This window comes from Mesorhizobium sp. M0016 (assembly GCF_040324035.1).
GTDB lineage: Bacteria > Pseudomonadota > Alphaproteobacteria > Rhizobiales > Rhizobiaceae > Mesorhizobium.
Genome location: NZ_JAMYVM010000005.1, coordinates 97,274 through 115,811, shown reverse-complemented (window position 1 = coordinate 115,811; position 18,538 = coordinate 97,274). Strand labels below are relative to the sequence as shown.

At 62.5% G+C, this 18,538-nt stretch carries 15 protein-coding genes and 1 tRNA gene; 10 read left to right on the top strand and 6 right to left on the bottom strand.

Annotated features, from left to right (window positions below):
- Positions 1 to 107: 107 nt before the first annotated feature.
- Positions 108 to 1,706, top strand: a complete 1,599-nt coding sequence (locus NKJ88_RS09735; RefSeq protein WP_352443993.1) for a cisplatin damage response ATP-dependent DNA ligase — start codon at positions 108 to 110, stop codon at positions 1,704 to 1,706.
- Positions 1,707 to 1,713: 7 nt separating this feature from the next.
- On the opposite strand, the gene NKJ88_RS09730 is transcribed toward NKJ88_RS09735, so the two are convergent.
- The gene (locus NKJ88_RS09730; protein ID WP_352443992.1) at positions 1,714 to 2,907 is read right to left on the bottom strand and encodes a hypothetical protein; all 1,194 of its coding nucleotides are present in this window, start codon (positions 2,905 to 2,907) and stop codon (positions 1,714 to 1,716) included.
- A gap of 352 nt (positions 2,908 to 3,259) precedes the next feature.
- Here NKJ88_RS09730 and NKJ88_RS09725 point away from each other — a divergent pair.
- The 6 genes from NKJ88_RS09725 to NKJ88_RS09700 all read left to right on the top strand — a co-directional run bounded on the left by NKJ88_RS09725 (position 3,260) and on the right by NKJ88_RS09700 (position 9,145).
- Positions 3,260 to 3,335: transfer RNA gene (locus NKJ88_RS09725), tRNA-Thr, on the top strand.
- Positions 3,336 to 3,827: 492 nt separating this feature from the next.
- Positions 3,828 to 4,016: a hypothetical protein gene (locus NKJ88_RS09720; RefSeq protein ID WP_023669500.1), complete on the top strand. Its 189-nt coding sequence runs from the start codon at positions 3,828 to 3,830 to the stop codon at positions 4,014 to 4,016.
- On the top strand, positions 4,016 to 5,197 hold the full coding sequence (locus NKJ88_RS09715; RefSeq protein ID WP_352443991.1) for an acyltransferase family protein: 1,182 nt from the start codon (positions 4,016 to 4,018) through the stop codon (positions 5,195 to 5,197). The genes NKJ88_RS09720 and NKJ88_RS09715 overlap by 1 nt, the downstream gene beginning before the upstream one ends.
- A complete protein-coding gene (locus NKJ88_RS09710) occupies positions 5,194 to 6,306 on the top strand; it encodes a glycosyltransferase family 2 protein (RefSeq protein ID WP_023755183.1) in 1,113 nt (370 codons plus the stop codon). The genes NKJ88_RS09715 and NKJ88_RS09710 overlap by 4 nt, the downstream gene beginning before the upstream one ends.
- Positions 6,303 to 7,349: a glycosyltransferase family 2 protein gene (locus tag NKJ88_RS09705; RefSeq protein ID WP_352443990.1), complete on the top strand. Its 1,047-nt coding sequence runs from the start codon at positions 6,303 to 6,305 to the stop codon at positions 7,347 to 7,349. Before NKJ88_RS09710 ends, NKJ88_RS09705 begins: the two co-directional genes overlap by 4 nt.
- Complete coding sequence (locus tag NKJ88_RS09700; protein WP_027049321.1) at positions 7,349 to 9,145, top strand: ABC transporter ATP-binding protein; 1,797 nt, start codon at positions 7,349 to 7,351, stop codon at positions 9,143 to 9,145. Before NKJ88_RS09705 ends, NKJ88_RS09700 begins: the two co-directional genes overlap by 1 nt.
- 123 nt (positions 9,146 to 9,268) lie before the next feature.
- Here the strand turns inward: NKJ88_RS09700 and NKJ88_RS09695 are convergent, their stop codons facing one another.
- From NKJ88_RS09695 to NKJ88_RS09675, 5 genes are read right to left on the bottom strand one after another with little or no spacing between them, the layout of a single operon-like run.
- The gene (locus NKJ88_RS09695; protein WP_023682050.1) at positions 9,269 to 10,099 is read right to left on the bottom strand and encodes a dipeptide ABC transporter ATP-binding protein; all 831 of its coding nucleotides are present in this window, start codon (positions 10,097 to 10,099) and stop codon (positions 9,269 to 9,271) included.
- Positions 10,099 to 10,944 carry an ABC transporter ATP-binding protein gene (locus NKJ88_RS09690; RefSeq protein WP_081839785.1) on the bottom strand — a complete coding sequence of 282 codons (846 nt, stop codon included), beginning with the start codon at positions 10,942 to 10,944 and terminating at the stop codon, positions 10,099 to 10,101. Before NKJ88_RS09690 ends, NKJ88_RS09695 begins: the two co-directional genes overlap by 1 nt.
- Positions 10,944 to 11,828 (bottom strand): ABC transporter permease subunit, encoded by an 885-nt coding sequence (locus tag NKJ88_RS09685; protein WP_050485757.1) that lies wholly within the window; start codon positions 11,826 to 11,828, stop codon positions 10,944 to 10,946. The genes NKJ88_RS09690 and NKJ88_RS09685 overlap by 1 nt, the downstream gene beginning before the upstream one ends.
- A 26-nt stretch (positions 11,829 to 11,854) precedes the next feature.
- On the bottom strand, positions 11,855 to 12,862 hold the full coding sequence (locus NKJ88_RS09680) for an ABC transporter permease subunit (RefSeq protein ID WP_023669492.1): 1,008 nt from the start codon (positions 12,860 to 12,862) through the stop codon (positions 11,855 to 11,857).
- 47 nt (positions 12,863 to 12,909) lie between these two features.
- Positions 12,910 to 14,508, bottom strand: coding sequence for an ABC transporter substrate-binding protein (locus tag NKJ88_RS09675; protein ID WP_023669491.1), 1,599 nt, complete (start codon positions 14,506 to 14,508; stop codon positions 12,910 to 12,912).
- 476 nt (positions 14,509 to 14,984) lie between these two features.
- Between NKJ88_RS09675 and NKJ88_RS09670 the strand changes: the two genes are divergently transcribed.
- From NKJ88_RS09670 to NKJ88_RS09660, 3 genes are all read left to right on the top strand, one after another.
- Complete coding sequence (locus tag NKJ88_RS09670; RefSeq protein WP_352443989.1) at positions 14,985 to 16,976, top strand: long-chain fatty acid--CoA ligase; 1,992 nt, start codon at positions 14,985 to 14,987, stop codon at positions 16,974 to 16,976.
- An 80-nt stretch (positions 16,977 to 17,056) separates the two neighbouring features.
- Positions 17,057 to 17,740, top strand: a complete 684-nt coding sequence (locus NKJ88_RS09665) for a class I SAM-dependent methyltransferase (protein ID WP_502902178.1) — start codon at positions 17,057 to 17,059, stop codon at positions 17,738 to 17,740.
- A 132-nt stretch (positions 17,741 to 17,872) separates the two neighbouring features.
- Positions 17,873 to 18,442, top strand: coding sequence for a hypothetical protein (locus tag NKJ88_RS09660; RefSeq protein ID WP_352443987.1), 570 nt, complete (start codon positions 17,873 to 17,875; stop codon positions 18,440 to 18,442).
- Positions 18,443 to 18,538 lie beyond the last annotated feature (96 nt).

Below are 18,538 nucleotides of genomic sequence, written 5' to 3'. Positions count from 1 at the left end.
TGGCCAAGGCCGGCGCGACATCCGATCTTCCTCCTTGAGGGGGAGATGGCCGGCAGGCCAGAGGGGGGTGCCTCGCGCCGGTTTTCACCATTGGCGTGGGGCGACGCATGAACCGTTTCGCCGAACTCCTCGACCGCTTGGTGCTGACGCCGTCGCGCAATGGCAAGCTGACGCTGCTCGTCGACTATTTCCGCAGCGTCGAGGACCCCGACCGCGGGCTGGCGCTGGCGGCGATCACCGGCGACCTCAACATTGCGGCGGTCAAGCCGGCGATGCTGCGCACGCTGGTCACCGAGCGCATGGATCCGGTGCTGTTCGGCTATTCCTACGACTATGTCGGCGACCTCGCTGAAACCGTGTCGCTGGTCTGGCCGCAAACGCCGGGACATATCCCCAACCGGGAGCCGACGCTTGGCGACGTCGTGGCGACGCTGCAGGCGGCGAGCCGCTCGGACGGACCCAAGGTGCTGGCCGGGCTGCTCGACAGCGCCGGCATTTCGGCGCGCTTTGCCATCATCAAGCTCGTCACCGGCGGCTTGCGTATCGGCGTTTCGGCGCGGCTGGCCAAACAGGCGCTGGCCGATTTCGGCAAGGTCGATGTCGTCGAGATCGAGGAGCTGTGGCACGGGCTGACACCGCCCTATATCTCGCTGTTCGCGTGGCTGGAAGGCAAGGCCGAGAAGCCGAAGCGGACCGCACTTGCCCTGTTCAGTCCGGTGATGCTGTCGAACCCGGTCGGCGACGGCGACCTCGAAAAGCTCGATCCGGCCGACTATGCCGCGGAATGGAAATGGGACGGCATCCGCGTTCAGGCGGTGTGCGAGGGCGGCGTGCGCCGGCTCTATTCGCGCACCGGCGACGATGTGTCCGGCGCATTCCCCGATCTCGCCCAGGCAATGGATTTTTCCGCCGCGCTCGATGGTGAATTGCTGGTCGGCGAGCCGGTGGCGACCGGCACCTTTTCGGACCTGCAACAGCGGCTCAATCGCAAGAGCGTGGCCCCGAAGATACAGCAGCAATACCCGGCGTTCATGCGCTGCTACGATGCGCTGCAGATCAACGGCGAAGATTTGCGCGCGCTACCTTTCCGCGAGCGGCGGGCCCGTCTTGAGGCCTTCATCACAACGCTGGACCCGCACCGTTTCGATCTGTCGCCATTCGTCGAATTCCGGGATTGGCAAACGCTGGAGGAACTGCGCCGCGCGCCGCCGCACCCGATTATCGAAGGCGTGATGCTGAAGCGCTGGGATTCGCCCTATCTCGCGGGACGGCCGAAAGGGCCGTGGTTCAAGTGGAAGCGCGATCCGCACACGGTCGATGCTGTGCTGATGTATGCGCAGCGCGGCCATGGCAAGCGGTCGAGCTTTTATTCCGACTATACGTTCGGCGTCTGGTCGGGGCCGGAAGGCGCGGAGGAATTGGTGCCGGTCGGCAAGGCCTATTTCGGCTTCACCGACGAGGAGTTGAAGCAGATCGACAAATTTGTCCGCGACAATACGGTCGAGCGTTTCGGCCCGGTGCGCTCGGTGCGCGCCGACCGCAGCCAAGGCCTGGTGCTGGAGGTGGCGTTCGAAGGTCTCAACCGTTCGACTCGCCACAAATCCGGCGTTGCGATGCGATTTCCCCGCATCTCACGGCTGCGCTGGGACAAGCCGACCGCCGAAGCCGACCGCATCGAGACGCTGCAGGCGCTGCTTGATCGCTAGGCGGCGCTTACGGTTCGATCGAAACGCGGATCTCGTAGATGTCGACCGCCTTGCCCTGCTTGTCGAAGTCGGAGTTGATGGCGATGCTGCCGGCCGCGCCCGGGGGCTTGTCGGGGAATTTCACGTCGAACAGATATTCGTTACGCTGCTGGCCGACCGCATAGCGCTTGCGGCCGCAGTCGCCGAGATCGCCGAAATTGCAGTCGACGGAGATCTGCGTGTCCTTGCCGTCCTCGGCGCGGGCGACGATGTCGAACACGGCATGTTTGCCGGCAAGCTTCTCCAGCACGCCCTGCCCGACATCGAAGCTGATGGCCGAGCCGGAAGCACCGGAGCGGATGCGCAGGAAGGAGCCGGTGTCGTCCTGCACGACATCGGCCTTGGCGTCGGACGGGGTCGCCACATGCGTTGGATCGGTGGGTGTAAACACGTTGATCCAGTCGCGCGTCTGTTCGGCGACACCAGGCTGCTGCGGCGCGCCAGGCTGCTGCGGCTCAGTTGTATCGGCAGGCGGCGTGAAGTCGTCATCGTCGACGGTCGGCGGCGCTTCGGGCGGCGCCGTGTCGAGCTGCGCCGGCGTCTTGAAGACCCCGGTCTGCACGGCGAAATAGAGGCCGATGCCGGCGGCGGCGAGCAACGTCACGCCAAAGAAGATCGCCGTCAGCGGCAGGCGGCGGCCCCTTATCCGCCTTTCATCACGGTCAGGCGCCACTTCCGCCGCGGCCTCGGCCGGCGCGGAATCGGCCATATCGATCGCCGGGGCGCCGGGCAGCGTGGCGTCAGGCATGATGTCGGGGACGACCGGCAGCACGCGCGAACGCGGCGCGTCGGATGCCTCGGGCTGAACCGGTTCATCAACGACGATCGCCGGCGACGGTCCGACCGCGACACCTGTCGGGGCATCGACCGCGGGCGCTTCGGTGGCGCCTGGCGCTTGCGGGGCGTCTTGCGTCTGCGCAGCGTCTTGCGTCTGCGCGGCGACATCGGGGACCGCTGGCAGGAATTCGGATTCGATCTCGGCGATCTTTTCCTGCACCGCCTTGCGGCGCTTGATGGCGGCTTCCACCGTCACGCCGGGGTTGGCCTGAAGGACGCGGTCGAGCGCCGCGAAGGCCGACCGGTAGACCCTCTCGCGAAACGCCCGGTCCTCGGCATTGCCTTTCTCGAAGGCGTTTCGGATCGCTTTTTCGATCGCGTCCAAGCGAATTTCCCCTGTCCGTTCGCTCACATTGCCATGATCGTTAGCCGCAGGCGACCAATCAATCAACGGGCGAGCGTGCGCATTCTGCCTTACAGGCCTGTTCAAGGCCCATTTCGATGCGTTTTGGCAATAAAATCAGTCCGTTTTGCCGCCTTGCCGGGCAGTTTGTGCGCAGTCCACCGCGACGTCTCCGCGTAGCCGAAAAAGCAAATGAGGCGGTGGCTCATTGCGCGCCAATGGAAAATGCCGGGACGAATTGCCGGATGCCGGCTCGAAATCGCGGTTGCCCATCTTGAATTAGCGGCCGGTTGAGTCTATCACCCAGCCGATCCTGGAACCTCGCGCTTCCCGGGCCGCTTTAGCTCAGTTGGTAGAGCACATCATTCGTAATGATGGGGTCAGGTGTTCGAGTCACCTAAGCGGCACCAGTTCTCCATCCGACGCAAGCGTGACGGCAGGTGCAAGGCTAATGCACGTCACTCCCTACGCCAACACCGGCACTTCCTGTCTGCCTCGTCGACATGCGCCATATGGCCGCCGCCACTGGATTGCGTCGTCAGACGCTTGACCATCGACTATGCTGCATCGCGCAAGATCGACAACCTAGAGAACCCGACACTACAAGCATAATTTATAAGATACAAAACCACTGCCTTAGAATAATCTTCGTCAATTTTGACCTATATCAGACACTCCGGATTATAGTTGTGTAATTAAACCGTGTCTTTTCTGACATGGTACCACTTCTCGTACAGCATTGCGGACGTGAAAAACCCTCAGCGACGCAACGCACTCGCAAATCATACCCATTTTTAGCACTAACTCACACAAATATTACAGCTCGATAGATATTTTGTGTTGCACTGCACCATTGCCCGGTTGCACCATTTCTTGGGGGATTTGGTACTGGGAAGTGCGCCGTGGAGGATTCCGCCAAGTTGATCAGCTTGAATTTTTCGCTGGCCAGCACCGATTTCGAGGCTGCCCCGCGCAAAAGGCGCGGGTTTGATGTTGTCGGCGCACTCTCGACGCTGGCAGGCCTCGACCTGAGGCCCGGAATGCAGGGCCGCTGGCTTCATCGGAGATTTCAGACCGGCGGAAATGGCTGATGGCGGTCGCGCGTGACAATCAGTTGGACGCTCTGCGCGCCATCGCTGTCACGATGGTTCTCTATTCCCATTTCCTTGCACCCAACGGGTCCTCCTTTTGGGGCCACATCGGGGTGCGGCTTTTTTTTGTGCTGAGCGGCTTCCTGATCACACGACTGCTGCTCGAAGCGCGCGCCGCGGCCGAATTCAAAGCCGGCCCTGCATTGAGTTCCTTCTACATCAGGCGCGCGCTGCGCATATTCCCGCCCTATTTCGCCGTGCTTGGGTTCGTCTGGCTGACCGATCTGGAGCAGTCCAGTGGATCGCTCGTCTGGCATGTGCTTTACCTGTCGAATTTTTGGTACGCGCTGCGCAACGAATGGACGCCCTGGCTACTCTGCCATTTCTGGAGCCTGAGCATCGAGGAGCAGTTCTATATCGCCTGGCCGCTGGTCGTGCTTCTCGCACCCCGCCGGCGGGTGGAAGCGATCACTATCGGCGTCATCCTGTTGTCGCTGGCCTATCGCTTCTACTGGCCGATCACCGCCACCCCGGCGCTAGCGCGCGACCTGCTGCCGCCAGCATCGATGGACGCGCTGGCGTTTGGTGCTTTGCTTGCCTGCCGGCGGACCAGAGGCGCCGGCCTGCCGCAATGGATGCGGCTAGGCTGGCCAGCCCTTGCGGCTGTCTTCCTGGCGATTGAGTGGCTTATCCCTGCGCCGGCCGATCCTATGCTGGAATGGGCCCGCTGGGCGTTGCTGCAGATCCTGCCCCTAGTGCCGCTGGTGGCCGTTGTGGCCGCCTGTTCAGCCGGCCTTGGCGGCGTCCTCGGCAGGGTTTTCGAACTGCCACCGCTGCTGTCACTGGGCCGCATCAGCTACGGCGTCTATCTTTACCATCCGATCCTTCTGTCGCTCGCCGTCAAGTCACAGCCCTGGATCCCGCTCAATGTCTCGGAGCAGGGGCCAGGGCGTTTCCTGGTCGCGAGCGCCGCCACGATCGCCGTCGCTTCGATCTCGTGGACGGCTTTCGAAAAGCCGCTCAACGGCCTCAAGCGCCGCTTCCCCTATGTAGCGCGCCGCCGCTCCCAGGCACGCTCTGGCGATGCCGGCTGGCTCGGCAGGGCGGCGGACGCCTATCCCGGCGGATCCCCCGATGGCCGCGCCGCACTCGAACTCCGGCGAACGGATGCGCAGAGATGACCACCGCGCCGCTCGTCTCCGTCCTGCTGCCGGTCTACAATGCCGGGCCTTATCTCACCGCTGCGCTGGAGAGCATTCTGCGGCAAGACTACGATCGCCTGGAGGTCATCGCTATCGATGACGGATCGACTGACAACTCGCTCGAGATTCTCGAACGATACCGCCGGGCAGACAATCGCGTTTCTGTCATCTCGCGTGAGAACCGCGGCCTCGTCGCCACCCTGAATGAAGGGCTACGACTGGCCCAGGGCGAGCTTGTTGCGCGAATGGATGCGGACGATGTCGCCTATCCCCGGCGCCTCTCGCGCCAGGTCGCACTGTTCGAGCGGCGGCCCGATCTCGGCTTCTGCGGCGCCTGCGTCGATACCTTGCTTCACGGCCGTATCGCCAAAGGCAGGCTAGACCCGGTGTTCCGGCTCGGCCGGCTCGACATATTGTCGATGTTCTTTACGATATTCTTACATCCGACGGTGATCTACAACAGGAATGTCATTGGGAACAACGATCTCTATTACGATCCTAAATATAGACATGCCGAGGATTTTGATCTCTTCAGACGGCTTGCCGGCCGTTTCCCGGCGACCATATTGCCCGATAGCCTGCTCGTCTATCGCATCCATGCGGGAAGCGTGACCATGCGGCATGCCAAGGAAATGCGCAGGACGCATTTGCGGATCGTGGCCGAAAATCTCGAGCGTGAGGGGCTTGCGGAAACCACAGCTGATCTGCGCGACATCGGCGACGCCGTCTCTTTCGACACGGTTTCGCGCGCAGCCGATTTCATCCGTGCGCTCGAAGAGCGGATTTCCGAGCTGCCGACCGACACACGGCCAAGCTTCGAGGCAGGCGCGCTGAACCTGTTTTATTTCCTCTACCAACTCGTCGGCGACGAAGGAGAACCGCCGCTGACCCACGAATTGCTCACGCGGACGGCGAGATGGAATTTCATCCGGCGCCGCGAACAATATGCGCTGCGTCCCGGCGTCTGGGCGCCTTGGCTCAGCCTGCTCTCGATAAGGGCCGGAAAGCGGGCGGACGCGGTGGCCTACTTCTTCAAAACCACGCCGGCCGAAGCGGTGCTTGCGCGTTATCAGCGGGGACTGGTATGACCGACAGGCCCCACCCGCTCCTGCGCGATCACCAGTTTGCGAGTGCGCCTGTCCCGACATCTCCCCGATCGGAGCGGCCGTCGCTCGAGGTCAGTTTCATCGTCTGCACGCGCGACCGCGCCGCTGTGCTGGAGGCTTGCATAGCCTCGATCCAGGCGGCATGCCGGGTGCACGCCACCTTCGCGGCAGAGTTGGTGGTGGTCGATAATGGTTCACGGGACGGCACGTCAAAGCGGCTGGCCGCTATCGCCGAAACTTCCGACATCCCAGTCACAGCCGTCTCGGAGACTCGCCCCGGGCTAGCCGCTGCCCGCAATGCCGGATTGGCGCGAGCGCGAGGCCGCGTGCTGGTCTTCGTCGACGACGACTGCAAGCTCGACCGCGACTATCTCCGCGACCTGGAGCGGCACTACCGGAGTGGCGAGAAGTGGCTGATCCGCGGCGGCCGGGTCGAGCTCGGTGATGCCCGGGACCTGCCCTTCACCATAAAGCTCCGCGAGGCAAGCGAGCGGCTGACCCCGGCGGTCCACCCCGGCGGCTTCGTGCTCGGCTGCAACATGACCATGCACCGCGACGTCGCGGCCCGCATCGGCTCGTTCGACGAACGCTTCGGCGCTGGCGGCCCGCTACGCTCGGCTGAAGATACTGATTATCTCGTGCGGGCGATGCTGCTCGGCATGCCGGTCGAGTATGTGCCCGACATGACGGTCTTGCATCATCACGGCCGGCGAGACCGCAAATCGATCGACAGGCTGCACCGCGACTATAGCCTCGGTAATGGTGCGCTGTGCCTGAAACATGTCCGCCACGCCCCTTGGCTGCTTCGCCATGTCTATTGGTCCGCGCGGGCCGCGTTCAGGGAACTGGCGGGCCGTCCTCGCTTTGACCGCGACCTCGATCTGTCGCACTGGCCTATTGTCGTTATGAATCTGGCAGGTGCCGCCAGATTTGCGCTGCTCGTCATGATGGGATGGCCAAAACGGCTGCCGCTGCGCCAAGACCGACAAGCCAGCGAAGCCAACGCGGAGGCCAGAGCGCGATAATGTCACTGATTCCGTCAGCCCTGCCAATGCTGCGCCGCGCGCTTGGTGGCAGGCTGTTGCGGCTCGTTCCCGTCGTGGTGGGGCTCGGGCTTGCAGGCGCCGCGCTGGAAGGCCTCGGCATCGGTCTCATCATTCCGCTGCTTGGCATCATTATGGGACGTGGCGAAACATCAGGCATGGCCGGTTTCTCCGCCCTCCTCCAGCAGGTTGGAGCGGACCTCGGCGAGCGCCAGCGGCTGATCGCCATTTCGGCCGCGATCCTCGGTTCGATCGTACTGAAAAATGTCTTTGCCTTCGCCAACACGCTGCTGACCAGCTACATCTACGGCAAGGCAGGTTATTCGATCCGTAGCGCACTGTCGGAGCAGTTGCTCAGGGTCGGCTACCCCTTTTTCCTGCAGCAAAGCCCCGGGCGGCTGCTCAACATCATCTCCAACGAATCCTGGCGAGCATCCGACGCTATCCAGGCCCTGCTCGGCGCGATCGTCAGTGCCTCGGCCGCCGTCATCCTGCTCGCCTTCCTCCTGCTCCTCTCTTGGCAGATGACGCTGCTGGTGACTCTAGGGCTGGCGCTTGTCCAGCTGGCGCACGGGGTTTTGTCGTCCAATCTGAAGGCGCCGAGCCGCAGCGTCGTCTCGCGCAACAGCGCACTGGCGTCGCAGATGCTGCATCTGGTGCATGCCGGGCGCCTAATTCGCATCTTCGGGCAGGAGAACCGTGAAAAGGCGGTCTTCGCCAAAGCGTCCGACGGGGTGCGGCGGGCGGCTTTCGTGCTTTCAATCCGCCAGGGCGTCTTGCCGCCACTGACCGAGGTATTGCACGCGATGCTGTTCCTGGCGGTGGTGATCGGAGCCTGGCTGGCGAATGTAAGCTTCCCGCTGACCGTCGCCTTCCTCATCCTGCTCTACCGACTGCAGCCGCATATGCGCGCCTTGCAGATGTCCTGGAGTCAGTTGCAAGGCATGAGCGGCTCGCTGGAGGAGGTACAATGGCTGCTCGATCCTTCCGACAAGCCCGAGGCGCCGCAGGGCAGCCTGCCGTTCGACGGCTTGCGCCAAGGGATCAGCTTCGATGATGTGAGCTTCGCCTATTCCGGTCCCCTGTCTGGCCCCGACGCGCGCGAGGCGGTGCTGCATAAGGCGGTGTTCGATATCCGCAGCGGCCGCTCGACGGCGCTGATCGGCCGCTCGGGCGCCGGCAAGACGACGATCGTCAATCTCCTGTGCCGCTTCGTCAAACCCGACAGCGGCAGGATCCTCGTCGATGGGGCACCGCTCGATGAAGTGGACCCAAGCCAGTGGCGGCGGAACATTGCCCTGGCCAGTCAGGAGCTGGAACTGGTCGATGGCACCATTTTTGAAAACATTATCTACGGCTACGACACGGCGTCGGCCAGCGACGCCATGCGCGCCGCAAGGCTGGCCGAGGCACATCAATTCATCGAGCACCTGCCGCAGGGCTACGCGACACTGGTCGGATACCGGGGCATCAACCTGTCAGCCGGACAAAGGCAAAGGATCGCCCTGGCGCGGGCGCTGGTGCGCGATCCCGATATTCTCATCCTCGACGAAGCCACCAGTGCGGTGGATGGGTTGTCAGAAGCCGCTATTGTCGAGACGCTGAAATCGCGGGCCGGCCGCCGCACCACCATTGTCATCAGTCATCATTACAGCACCATATCGTTCTGCGACGACGTGGTGATCTTGAGCCGCGGTCGGGTGAAAAAACAGGCCCCCTTCGCAACCCTGGCAATGCTCAGCATGGACGAGCTTTACCAGCACGGAGCGGGTGAGTGATGGGGCGCACCCCAACCTGCGACGCGGCTTGCGCCCGGCAGCTCGCAGATCGCGATCAATCCTGCCGGCAAACCACCGCCGCGACGCATTTCCGATTGTTCAAAAACAATTCTCGGTGAGAGGTCAGGCGGCCTTCTTCTTCGCCAGCCGCGCCTTGATCGAGGCGACGTCGGCGCGCGGGGTCGCGGCGAACAGCGTTCTGGTGTAGTTGTGCTTGGGGTCGGCGAAGACCTCCTCGCGCGAGCCGTATTCGACGGCTTCGCCGAAATACATCACCATCACGTCGTCGGCGATGTAGCGCACGACAGACAGATCGTGGCTGATGAAGACATAGGTCAGCTGGAATTCGTCCTGCAGGTCGGCGAGCAGGTTGAGCACCTGCGCCTGCACCGAAAGGTCGAGCGCGGAGACCGGTTCGTCAAGCACCAGCAGGCTCGGGTTCAGCATCAGCGCGCGGGCAATGGCGATGCGCTGGCGCTGGCCGCCCGAGAACATGTGAGGATAGCGATTGTAGTGCTCGGTTCCGAGGCCGACTTTCTTCAGCATCCTCATGGCGAGGTCGCGCCGCTCTTCGGCCGGCTTGTCGGTGTTGATGAGCAGCGGCTCGCCAAGCACATCTCCGATCTTTTGGCGCGGATTGAGCGATCCGTAAGGGTTCTGGAAGACGATCTGCACCTTGCGGCGCATCTCCCTGGTCAGGCCGTTCCTTGCGATGTCCACCTTGTTGCCGTCGATGAACAGTTCGCCCGACGTTGCCGGATCGATCAGCGTGATGATACGCGCCAGCGTTGACTTGCCGCAGCCCGATTCACCGACGATGGCCAGCGTCTTGCCCTTGTCGACGCTGAACGAGACGCCCTTGACCGCATGCACGGTGCGCGCGCCGCGAAACAGGCCGCCGCCGACGTGATAGTCGCGCACGATGTCCTTGCCTTCGACGACCTTGATGCTCATCAGAAGCCCCCGGCAGCTGGTTCGAACAGCATGTCCGAGACGGTCGGCAGCCGGTCGCCGACGGCATTATCCGGCAGCGCCGACAAAAGTGCGCGGGTGTAATTGCTCTTCGGCGATTCAAACAGCGACAGCACGTCGGCCTCTTCCATCTTGCGGCCCTTGTACTGGACGATGACGCGGTCGGCCGTCTCGGCGACCACGCCCATATTGTGGGTGATCATGATCAGGCCCATGCCGTATTTGACCTGCAGCGACACGAGGAGGTCGAGGATCTGCTTCTGGATGGTGACGTCGAGCGCGGTGGTCGGCTCGTCGGCGATCAGAAGCTTCGGATTGCAGGCGATGGCGATGGCGATCATCACGCGCTGGCACTGGCCGCCCGACATCTGGTGCGGAAACGAGTTCAGCCGTTCGGCCGGCTCGGCAATGCCGACCTGCGTCAGCAATTCGATGGCGCGCTCGCGACGCTGGGCCTTGTCCATGCCCATATGGAAGCGCAGCACCTCCTCGATCTGAAAGCCGACGGTGAAGCACGGATTGAGACTGGCCATCGGCTCCTGGAAGATCATCGACATGTCCTTGCCGACGATCTTTCGCCGGTCGGCCGGGCTCATCTTCAGGAGATCGCGGCCGTTGAAGCTCATCTCGTCGGCAGTGACCGTCGCCGTCCACGGCAACAGCCCCATCACAGCCAACATCGACACCGACTTGCCGGAGCCGGATTCGCCGACGATGGCCAGCACTTCACGTTCGTTCACATGGAGCGAGACGCCATCGACCGCGCGGAACGGGCCGGATGCGGTCTGGAACTCGACGACGAGATTGCGGATGTCGAGCAGCGCCATTACGACCTCCTCAGCTTCGGATCGAGCGCATCGCGCAGACCGTCGCCGATCAGGTTGATGGCAAGCACGGTTATGAGGATGGCCAGACCGGGGAAGGTCACCACCCACCAGGCGCGCAGGATGAATTCACGCGCCGAGGCGAGCATGGTTCCCCATTCCGGTGTCGGCGGCTGGGCGCCAAGGCCGAGAAAGCCGAGAGCGGCCGCCTCCAGGATGGCGTTGGAGAAGGACAGCGTGCCCTGGACGATCAGCGGCGCCAGGCAATTGGGCAGGATGGTGCGCAGCATAAGCCTTATATGGCCGGCGCCGGCGACCTTGGCGGCGACCACATATTCGCGGCTCTTTTCGGCCATGACGGCAGCGCGCACCAGACGGGCAAAGTGGGGTTGCAGGACAAGCGCGATGGCCAGCATGGCGTTGAACAGGCCGGGGCCGAGGATGGTGACCAGAACCAGCGCCAAGAGCAGCGACGGGAAGGACAGGATCAGATCCATGACCCGCATGATCGCCACGTCGACCCAGCCCCGGAAATAGCCGGCCAAAAGGCCGAGCGTGATGCCGCCGACAAGCGCCAGCGTGACCACGACGGCGCCGATGAGCAGCGAGAAACGCGCGCCATAGAGCAGGCGCGAGAGCATGTCGCGGCCGACCGCGTCGGTGCCAAGCAGATATTCCATGCTGCCGCCCGCCTGCCAGGCCGGCGGACGCAGGAAAGCGGTCTTGTCCTGGATGTCGGGCGCATAGGGCGCCAGCAGCGGTGCAAAGAGCGCGGCCAGCACCAAAAGGATGAAGACGAACAGGCCGATGACGGCGCCGCGGTTTACCGAGAAATAGTGCCAGAAGGTCCTGAAGCCGGTCAGACGGTCAGGGTTGCCGGCGGCCATCGGGGCGATTTCGGTCGACTGGCTCATCACGCCGCCCTGATGCGCGGGTTGATGACGGCATAAAGCACGTCGACGATCAGGTTCACCGCCATGACGATAAGGGCGATCAGCAGCAAGCCTGACTGCACGACGACATAGTCGCGCTTGGATATGGATTCGACCATCCACTTGCCGATGCCCGGCCAGGCGAAGATGGTTTCTGTGAGAATGGCGCCGGCGAGCAGGGTACTGACCTGCAGGCCGATGGTGGTGACCACCGGGATCAGCGCATTGCGCAGCGCATGCACGCCGATGACGCGGGACGACGACAGGCCCTTGGCGCGGGCGGTCCGCACATAGTCTTCGCCCAGCACTTCGAGCATGGCCGAGCGCGTCTGGCGCGCGATCACCGCCAGCGGGATGGTGCCGAGCACAATTGTCGGCAGCACCAGGTGACTCAATGCCGAGCGGAAAGCATCCCACTTGCCGTAGAGCAGGCTGTCGAGGGTCAAGAAGCCGGTGATCGGCTTGATAAAGAACTGAAGGCCGATGCGGCCTGAAACCGGGGTCCAGCCGAGATAGCCGGAGAAAAAGATGATCAGCAGCAGACCCCACCAGAAAATCGGCATGGAATAGCCGACAAGGGCGGTGCCCATCAGCCCCTGGTCGAACCAGGAGCCGCGTTTGACCGCAGCAATGATGCCGGCCGGTATGGCCAGCACCATGGCGAAGATCATGGCGAAGACGGAGAGCTCGATGGTTGCCGGGAACAGCGTCATGAAATCTTCGATGACCGGCCGCTTGGACGAAATCGACACGCCGAAATTGCCGGTCGCGGCATCGCGGACATAATGCGCGTATTGCTGCCAGATCGGCAAATTGTAGCCGAACTGTTCCTTCAGTTCCGCGTAACGCTCGGGCGACACGCCATGCTCGCCGGCCATGGCAAGAATGGGATCGCCGGGCAGCAGCCTGACGAAAGCGAAGGCGCAGATGGTGATGCCGATCAGCGTCGGCAGCACCAAGACGATTTTGTTTAGGAGATATCGGAGCATCTTGAAAAGCGGGCGGCGCCTGATTGCGCGCCGCCCGCCTAACAGTTCTATTCGGCCTTGTCGACGCCGTCGAAGCGATGAATGCCGAGCGGGTCCATCATGAAGCCGCTGACATTCTTGCGCACGACTGCGTAGACTTGGCTGTGTGCCATGAGGAAGGCCGGAGCCTGCTTCTGGAAGACAACCTGCGCCTCTTCATAGAGCTTGGTGCGTTCGGCCTGGTCGCTGGTCTTCTTGGCCTTCTGGATCAGATCCTCGAAGTCCTTGTCGCACCAGCTGGAGTAGTTCGACACGCCGATGGCCGAGCAGGCGAACAGCGTGGCGAAGAAATTGTCCGGATCGCCATTGTCACCGGTCCAGCCGATCTGGAAGGCGCCCGGGCGTTCCTTCTTCTTGCCTTCTTCGCGGTACTTCGTCCACTCGTAGCTGACGATCTCCGCCTTGACGCCGACCTTGGCCCAGTCAGCCTGGATCAGTTCGGCGGCGCGCTGGAAGTTCGGGTTGTAGGGACGGACGCGGTCGGAGGCCCAAAGCTGGATCTCCTTCAATCCGGCATCGGCCAGCACCTTCTTGGCGGCTTCCGGATCATAGGCGTCGGACTTCACGTCCTTGTTCCACGACCACATGGTCGGCGGGATCAGGTTTACGGCCGGCGTGGCGCCGGCGTCCTGGAACAGCGACTTGATGAGCGATTCCCGATCGATCGCCTGGTTGAGCGCATGGCGCACTTCAGGCTTGTCGAGCGGCGGGATGGTGGTGTTGTAGCTCATATAGCCGATGTTGAGGCCAGCCTGATCCATCAGGGTCACGTCGGCGTTGGCCTTGATCGTGCCGATGTCGGCAGGATTCGGATAGGGCGCGATATCGCATTCGCCGGCGAGCACCTTCTGGATGCGGGCGGTGGCGTCAGGCGTGATCGCGAAGACGAGATCGTCGATCTTTTCCTTGCCCTTGAAGTAGTCCGGGTTGGCCGCATAGCGGATGACCGAATCCAGCTGGTAGTCGACGAACTGGAACGGACCTGTACCGACCGGCTTGGTCGAGAAGTCGGCCATCTTGCCGTCTTTTTCCAGCTGGTCGGCATATTCCTTCGACACGATCGAGGCGAAGTCCATGCCGAGATTGGCCAGCATCGGCGCGTTCGGCTCGGTCAGCGTCAGCTTCACGGTCAGGTCATCGACCTTTTCCCACTTGGCGACGTATTTCGGCATGTCCATGCCGGTGTAGTAGTCCCAGGTCAGGTTCGGCAGGTACTTCTCGCCGTTCCAGGGGTTTTCCTTGTTGAACTGGCGATCGAACGAAAAGACGACGTCGTCGGCATTGAAATCACGCGTCGGCTTGAAGAAATCCGTCGTCTGGAACTTCACGCCCGGATGCAGGTGGAAAGTATAGACCAGGCCGTCGTCCGAAATCTCCCATTTGTCGGCGAGACCGGGCACAACTTCGGTGCCGCCATGCTTGAACTCGACCAGGCGCGAATAGACGGTGCGCGACGAGGCGTCGAAGTCGTTGCCGCCCGTCGTGGTACCCGGGTCGAAGTTGGCCGGTGAGGCCTCCGAGCAATAGACCAGCGTCTTGGCATTGGCCACACCGCCGAGGACGCTTGCAGCCAGCAACGCGGCTGCAAAAGTCAGTTTCTTTTTCATTGAGCACTCCCTGATGTTCTTCCAAGCCCCTCTATAGGCTCGCGAAGCGCGCATATAAGCACCGTTTTTCCGGCTTTGGAACACCCTGTTTGCCTACCCCACCGTAAGCAGAAAATATTTCTCGGTCTTTGACGAACTGCAGAAACAAATAGCAAAATCTGCTAATCACGGGATTGTTAACGACCGCATTTTTTCATTGATCGCAGCAATCGTAAGCCAAAAATCCACAAGCCTGGGTTTCGCCACCGAGATGACCGGACGGCATTGCCTGAGCTGGCATCGCGGGAAGGATTTCGACGGCAAATCTTTGCCGTCCTGCCGCTGGGGCAAGACTTGCACGGCCGCCGATAGTCGCAATAGATAGATGACACGCTGGATTTTCCGGGAATCCGCGACATCGCTGCAGCGGAGGACGCCTCACCACATCGAGGCGGCGCAGCAGGAGCAGGCAACAGAACGACCGAGGGAGGCTAGAGGTGGCGAAAGCAACAAAGACAACGGCCCCGGCGAAAGCAAAAGCGGCGAAAGCTTCAAAACCGGCCGCCGCTGCCGCCAAGTCGAAAGCGCCACCGGCCAAAGCCACTCCCGCCGTCAAGCCAACGGCAACCTCGACGCCGGCGAAGGCAAGCGCCAAGCCGGCAGCGAAACCTGTGGTCAAGCGCGCGGCGAAGACAGCACCCGCTGCAAAGCCCGCCCAGCCGCCAGCCGCCAAGACAGCCGCGGCGAAGCCCGCCTCGAAGCCATCGCCGGGCGCGGCCAAAAAACTGCCTAATACGCTGACGGCGCTTGCCGCGGGCTTGCCGGAAAAGCCATGGCTAAAAAGCTATTCGAAAGTAGTGCCGGCGGAGATCGGCGCCCTGCCCTACAGTTCGATCGGCGACTTCCTCGTCGGCGCCTGTAAGCAGTTTTCCGGCCAGCCGGCATACGTCTGCATGGGCAAGTCGATCTCCTATGCCGAACTCGAGCGGCAATCGGCCGCCTTCGGCGCTTATCTGCAATCGAAGGGCCTGCAGAAAGGCGCACGCGTGGCGCTGATGATGCCGAATGTGCTGCAATATCCGGTGGCGATGATGGCCGTGCTTCGCGCCGGCTATGTCGTGGTGAACATCAATCCGCTCTACACGCCGCGCGAGCTCGAACATCAGCTCAAGGATTCCGGCGCGCAGGCGATCGTCATTCTGGAGAATTTCGCCAGCACCCTGGACGCGGTGATTGCCAGGACGGCGGTCAAGCATGTGGTGGTCGCGGCGATGGGCGACATGCTCGGCGCCCTCAAGGGCACGATCGTCAACCTCGTCGTGCGCCGGGTGAAGAAGATGGTGCCGGCCTGGTCGCTGCCCGGCCATGTCAAATTCAATGCGGCGGTGAAAGCCGGCGCCGGCATCGCCTTCAAACCGGCCAAGATGGAGGCCGGCGACGTTGCCTTCCTGCAATATACCGGCGGAACCACGGGGATTTCCAAAGGTGCTGTGCTGCTGCACTCCAATGTGCTGTCCAATGTCGCGCAGAACACGCTGTGGCTGCAGGACGCCTATGCGATCAAGCCGAAACCGGCGCATCTCAACTTCATCTGCGCACTGCCGCTCTACCATATCTTCGCGCTGACGGTGAACGCGCTGATGGGCATGCAGCAGGGCGCCCAGAACGTGCTCGTTCCCAACCCGCGCGACATTCCCGGCTTCGTCAAGGAGCTGCAGAAATACCCGATGCACATTTTCCCCGGCCTCAACACGCTGTTCAACGCGCTGCTCAACAACGAGGATTTCCGCAAGCTCGACTTCAAGCCGCTGATCATGACGCTGGGTGGCGGCATGGCGGTGCAGAGGGGGGTTGCCGAGCGCTGGAAGGCGCTGACCGGCAATTCGATCACCGAGGGCTACGGGCTGTCTGAGACCTCGCCCGTGGCCACCGCCAACAAGTTCAGCGACGGCAATTTCACCGGTACGATCGGCCTGCCGCTGCCGTCGACCGAGATCGTCATCCGCGACGATGACGGCAACAACCTGCCGCTGGGCGAAGTCGGCGAGATCTGCATCCGCGGGCCGCAAGTCATGGCCGGTTACTGGAACCGGCCGGACGAGACCGCCAAGGTGATGACCAAGGACGGGTTTTTCAAATCCGGCGACATGGGCTTCATGGACGAGCGCGGCTACACCAAGATCGTCGACCGCAAGAAGGACATGATCCTGGTCTCCGGCTTCAACGTCTATCCCAACGAACTCGAGGAAGTCGTCGCCCAGCATCCGGGCGTGCTCGAAGTAGCGGCGATCGGCGTGCCGGACGAGCATTCGGGCGAGGTGCCGAAGCTGTTCGTGGTCAAGAAGGACCCGGCGCTGACCGTCGAGGCGCTGACCGCCTATTGCCGCGAGAACCTGACCGGCTACAAGCGGCCGAAATACATCGAGTTCAGGACCGAACTGCCGAAGACTCCGGTGGGCAAGATTTTGCGCCGGGCGCTGCGGGAATAGATTTGAACGACGAGCCTAGTCGCGGCGAAAGTGTAGACGACAATCCGCGTCCCGACGCGGCGACGTTCATCAAGGCGAACATGCGCCTTGCGCCTGTTCCAGCACTTCCTGAAATCCAACTCTACACGGCTCATCCCGGCAGCGGCCTGAGGCGGCTTGTCGACCCGCACCAAGGCGCGGACGACGATGCGGTTGAGCCAGTCGACGACGCGCCTCAGCCACCGCCGCCCTACTGGGCCTATCCATGGGCCGGCGGGGCGGTGCTTGCGCGCTATATACTCGACCATCCGCAAAGCGTAGCCGGCCGACGCGTGCTCGATCTCGGCGCCGGCTCCGGCCTCGTCGGCATCGCCGCCGCCAAGGCCGGCGCCAGCGCGGTGATCGCGGCCGAGATCGATCGCAACGGCGTCGCCGCGATCGGCATCAATGCCGCGGCCAACGGCGTCGAGATCACCATTGTCGACAAGGACATCACCACAGGCCCGCCGCCGGCCGTCGACCTCGTGCTTGCCGGCGACGTGTTCTACGGCCGCGAGGTTGCGATACGGGTTATTCCGTTCCTCGACCGCTGCCTGGCAGCCGGCATCGAAGTGCTGGTCGGCGACCCCCGCCGCGCCGATCTGCCGCTGTCGCGGCTACGATTGGTTGCGGAATATCAAGTGCCGGACTTCGGTGACGCGAAGGGCGCTGCGGGCAGGCTGAGCGGTGTGTTTTCGTTTGAGGTGGAAGATTGCTGCGCTGAGATCAAAAGCCGATCACTCTGAATGACCCGGTTCGGCCCATTGCGGACATCCCGCGTTACGTGCCGGATTTTGAAAGCTCAGCGACATCGGATTATGTTGAGGTTCACAGCCCTTTGCAGCGGGGTGCAACGAGTCCACCGCAGGGAGCCAATCATGTTGAGAGCTACCGAAGAGGAGATCGAGGAAGTACGGGAATACTTTGAATGGCAGGCGCCCGACCTCGAAGTGGCCTTTATGCAGAAGGTCTACTCGGAGTCCGTCCTCAACACCCGCCACGATGTGTGGGACGTCCACACCAACAAGGATCGCTGGTGGGTCATCACGGGCGGCACAAACCTCTACTCTCAGGAGCAATTCCCAAATATGGATCTTGCCCTTACCTTCCATATTGGCCTGATGCTCCGGATCCCGCGTACGGAAAAACAACAGGAAGATGATCTACGCATCCTCCCGTTCGGCCCGGTCTTCGAAAAGATGGAAGAAGCAGGAACCGCCGTGACACAGGCGCATGGCCTCTCGGACTATCAGGCCGTCGGTGTTCGCTGCCGCGAGGCGCTGCTCGAGCTCATCGGCGTCGCGCAGGACGCTGCAATATGGACAGACACGCCACCACAGCGTGCGAACTTCCGCGCGTGGACCGAGATCATTTGCAACGATCTTCTGCCGGGTGACACCAACAAGGAGCGTCGCGGGACCGTCAAGAGCGCGCTTGAGTCCGCATAGACGTTTTCCAACTGGCTGACGCATTCAAAGTCGGCCACCTGGATTGATGCCGAGATGGCGCACTCATTGATCCAACACGCCGTCGGCTTGGCGACA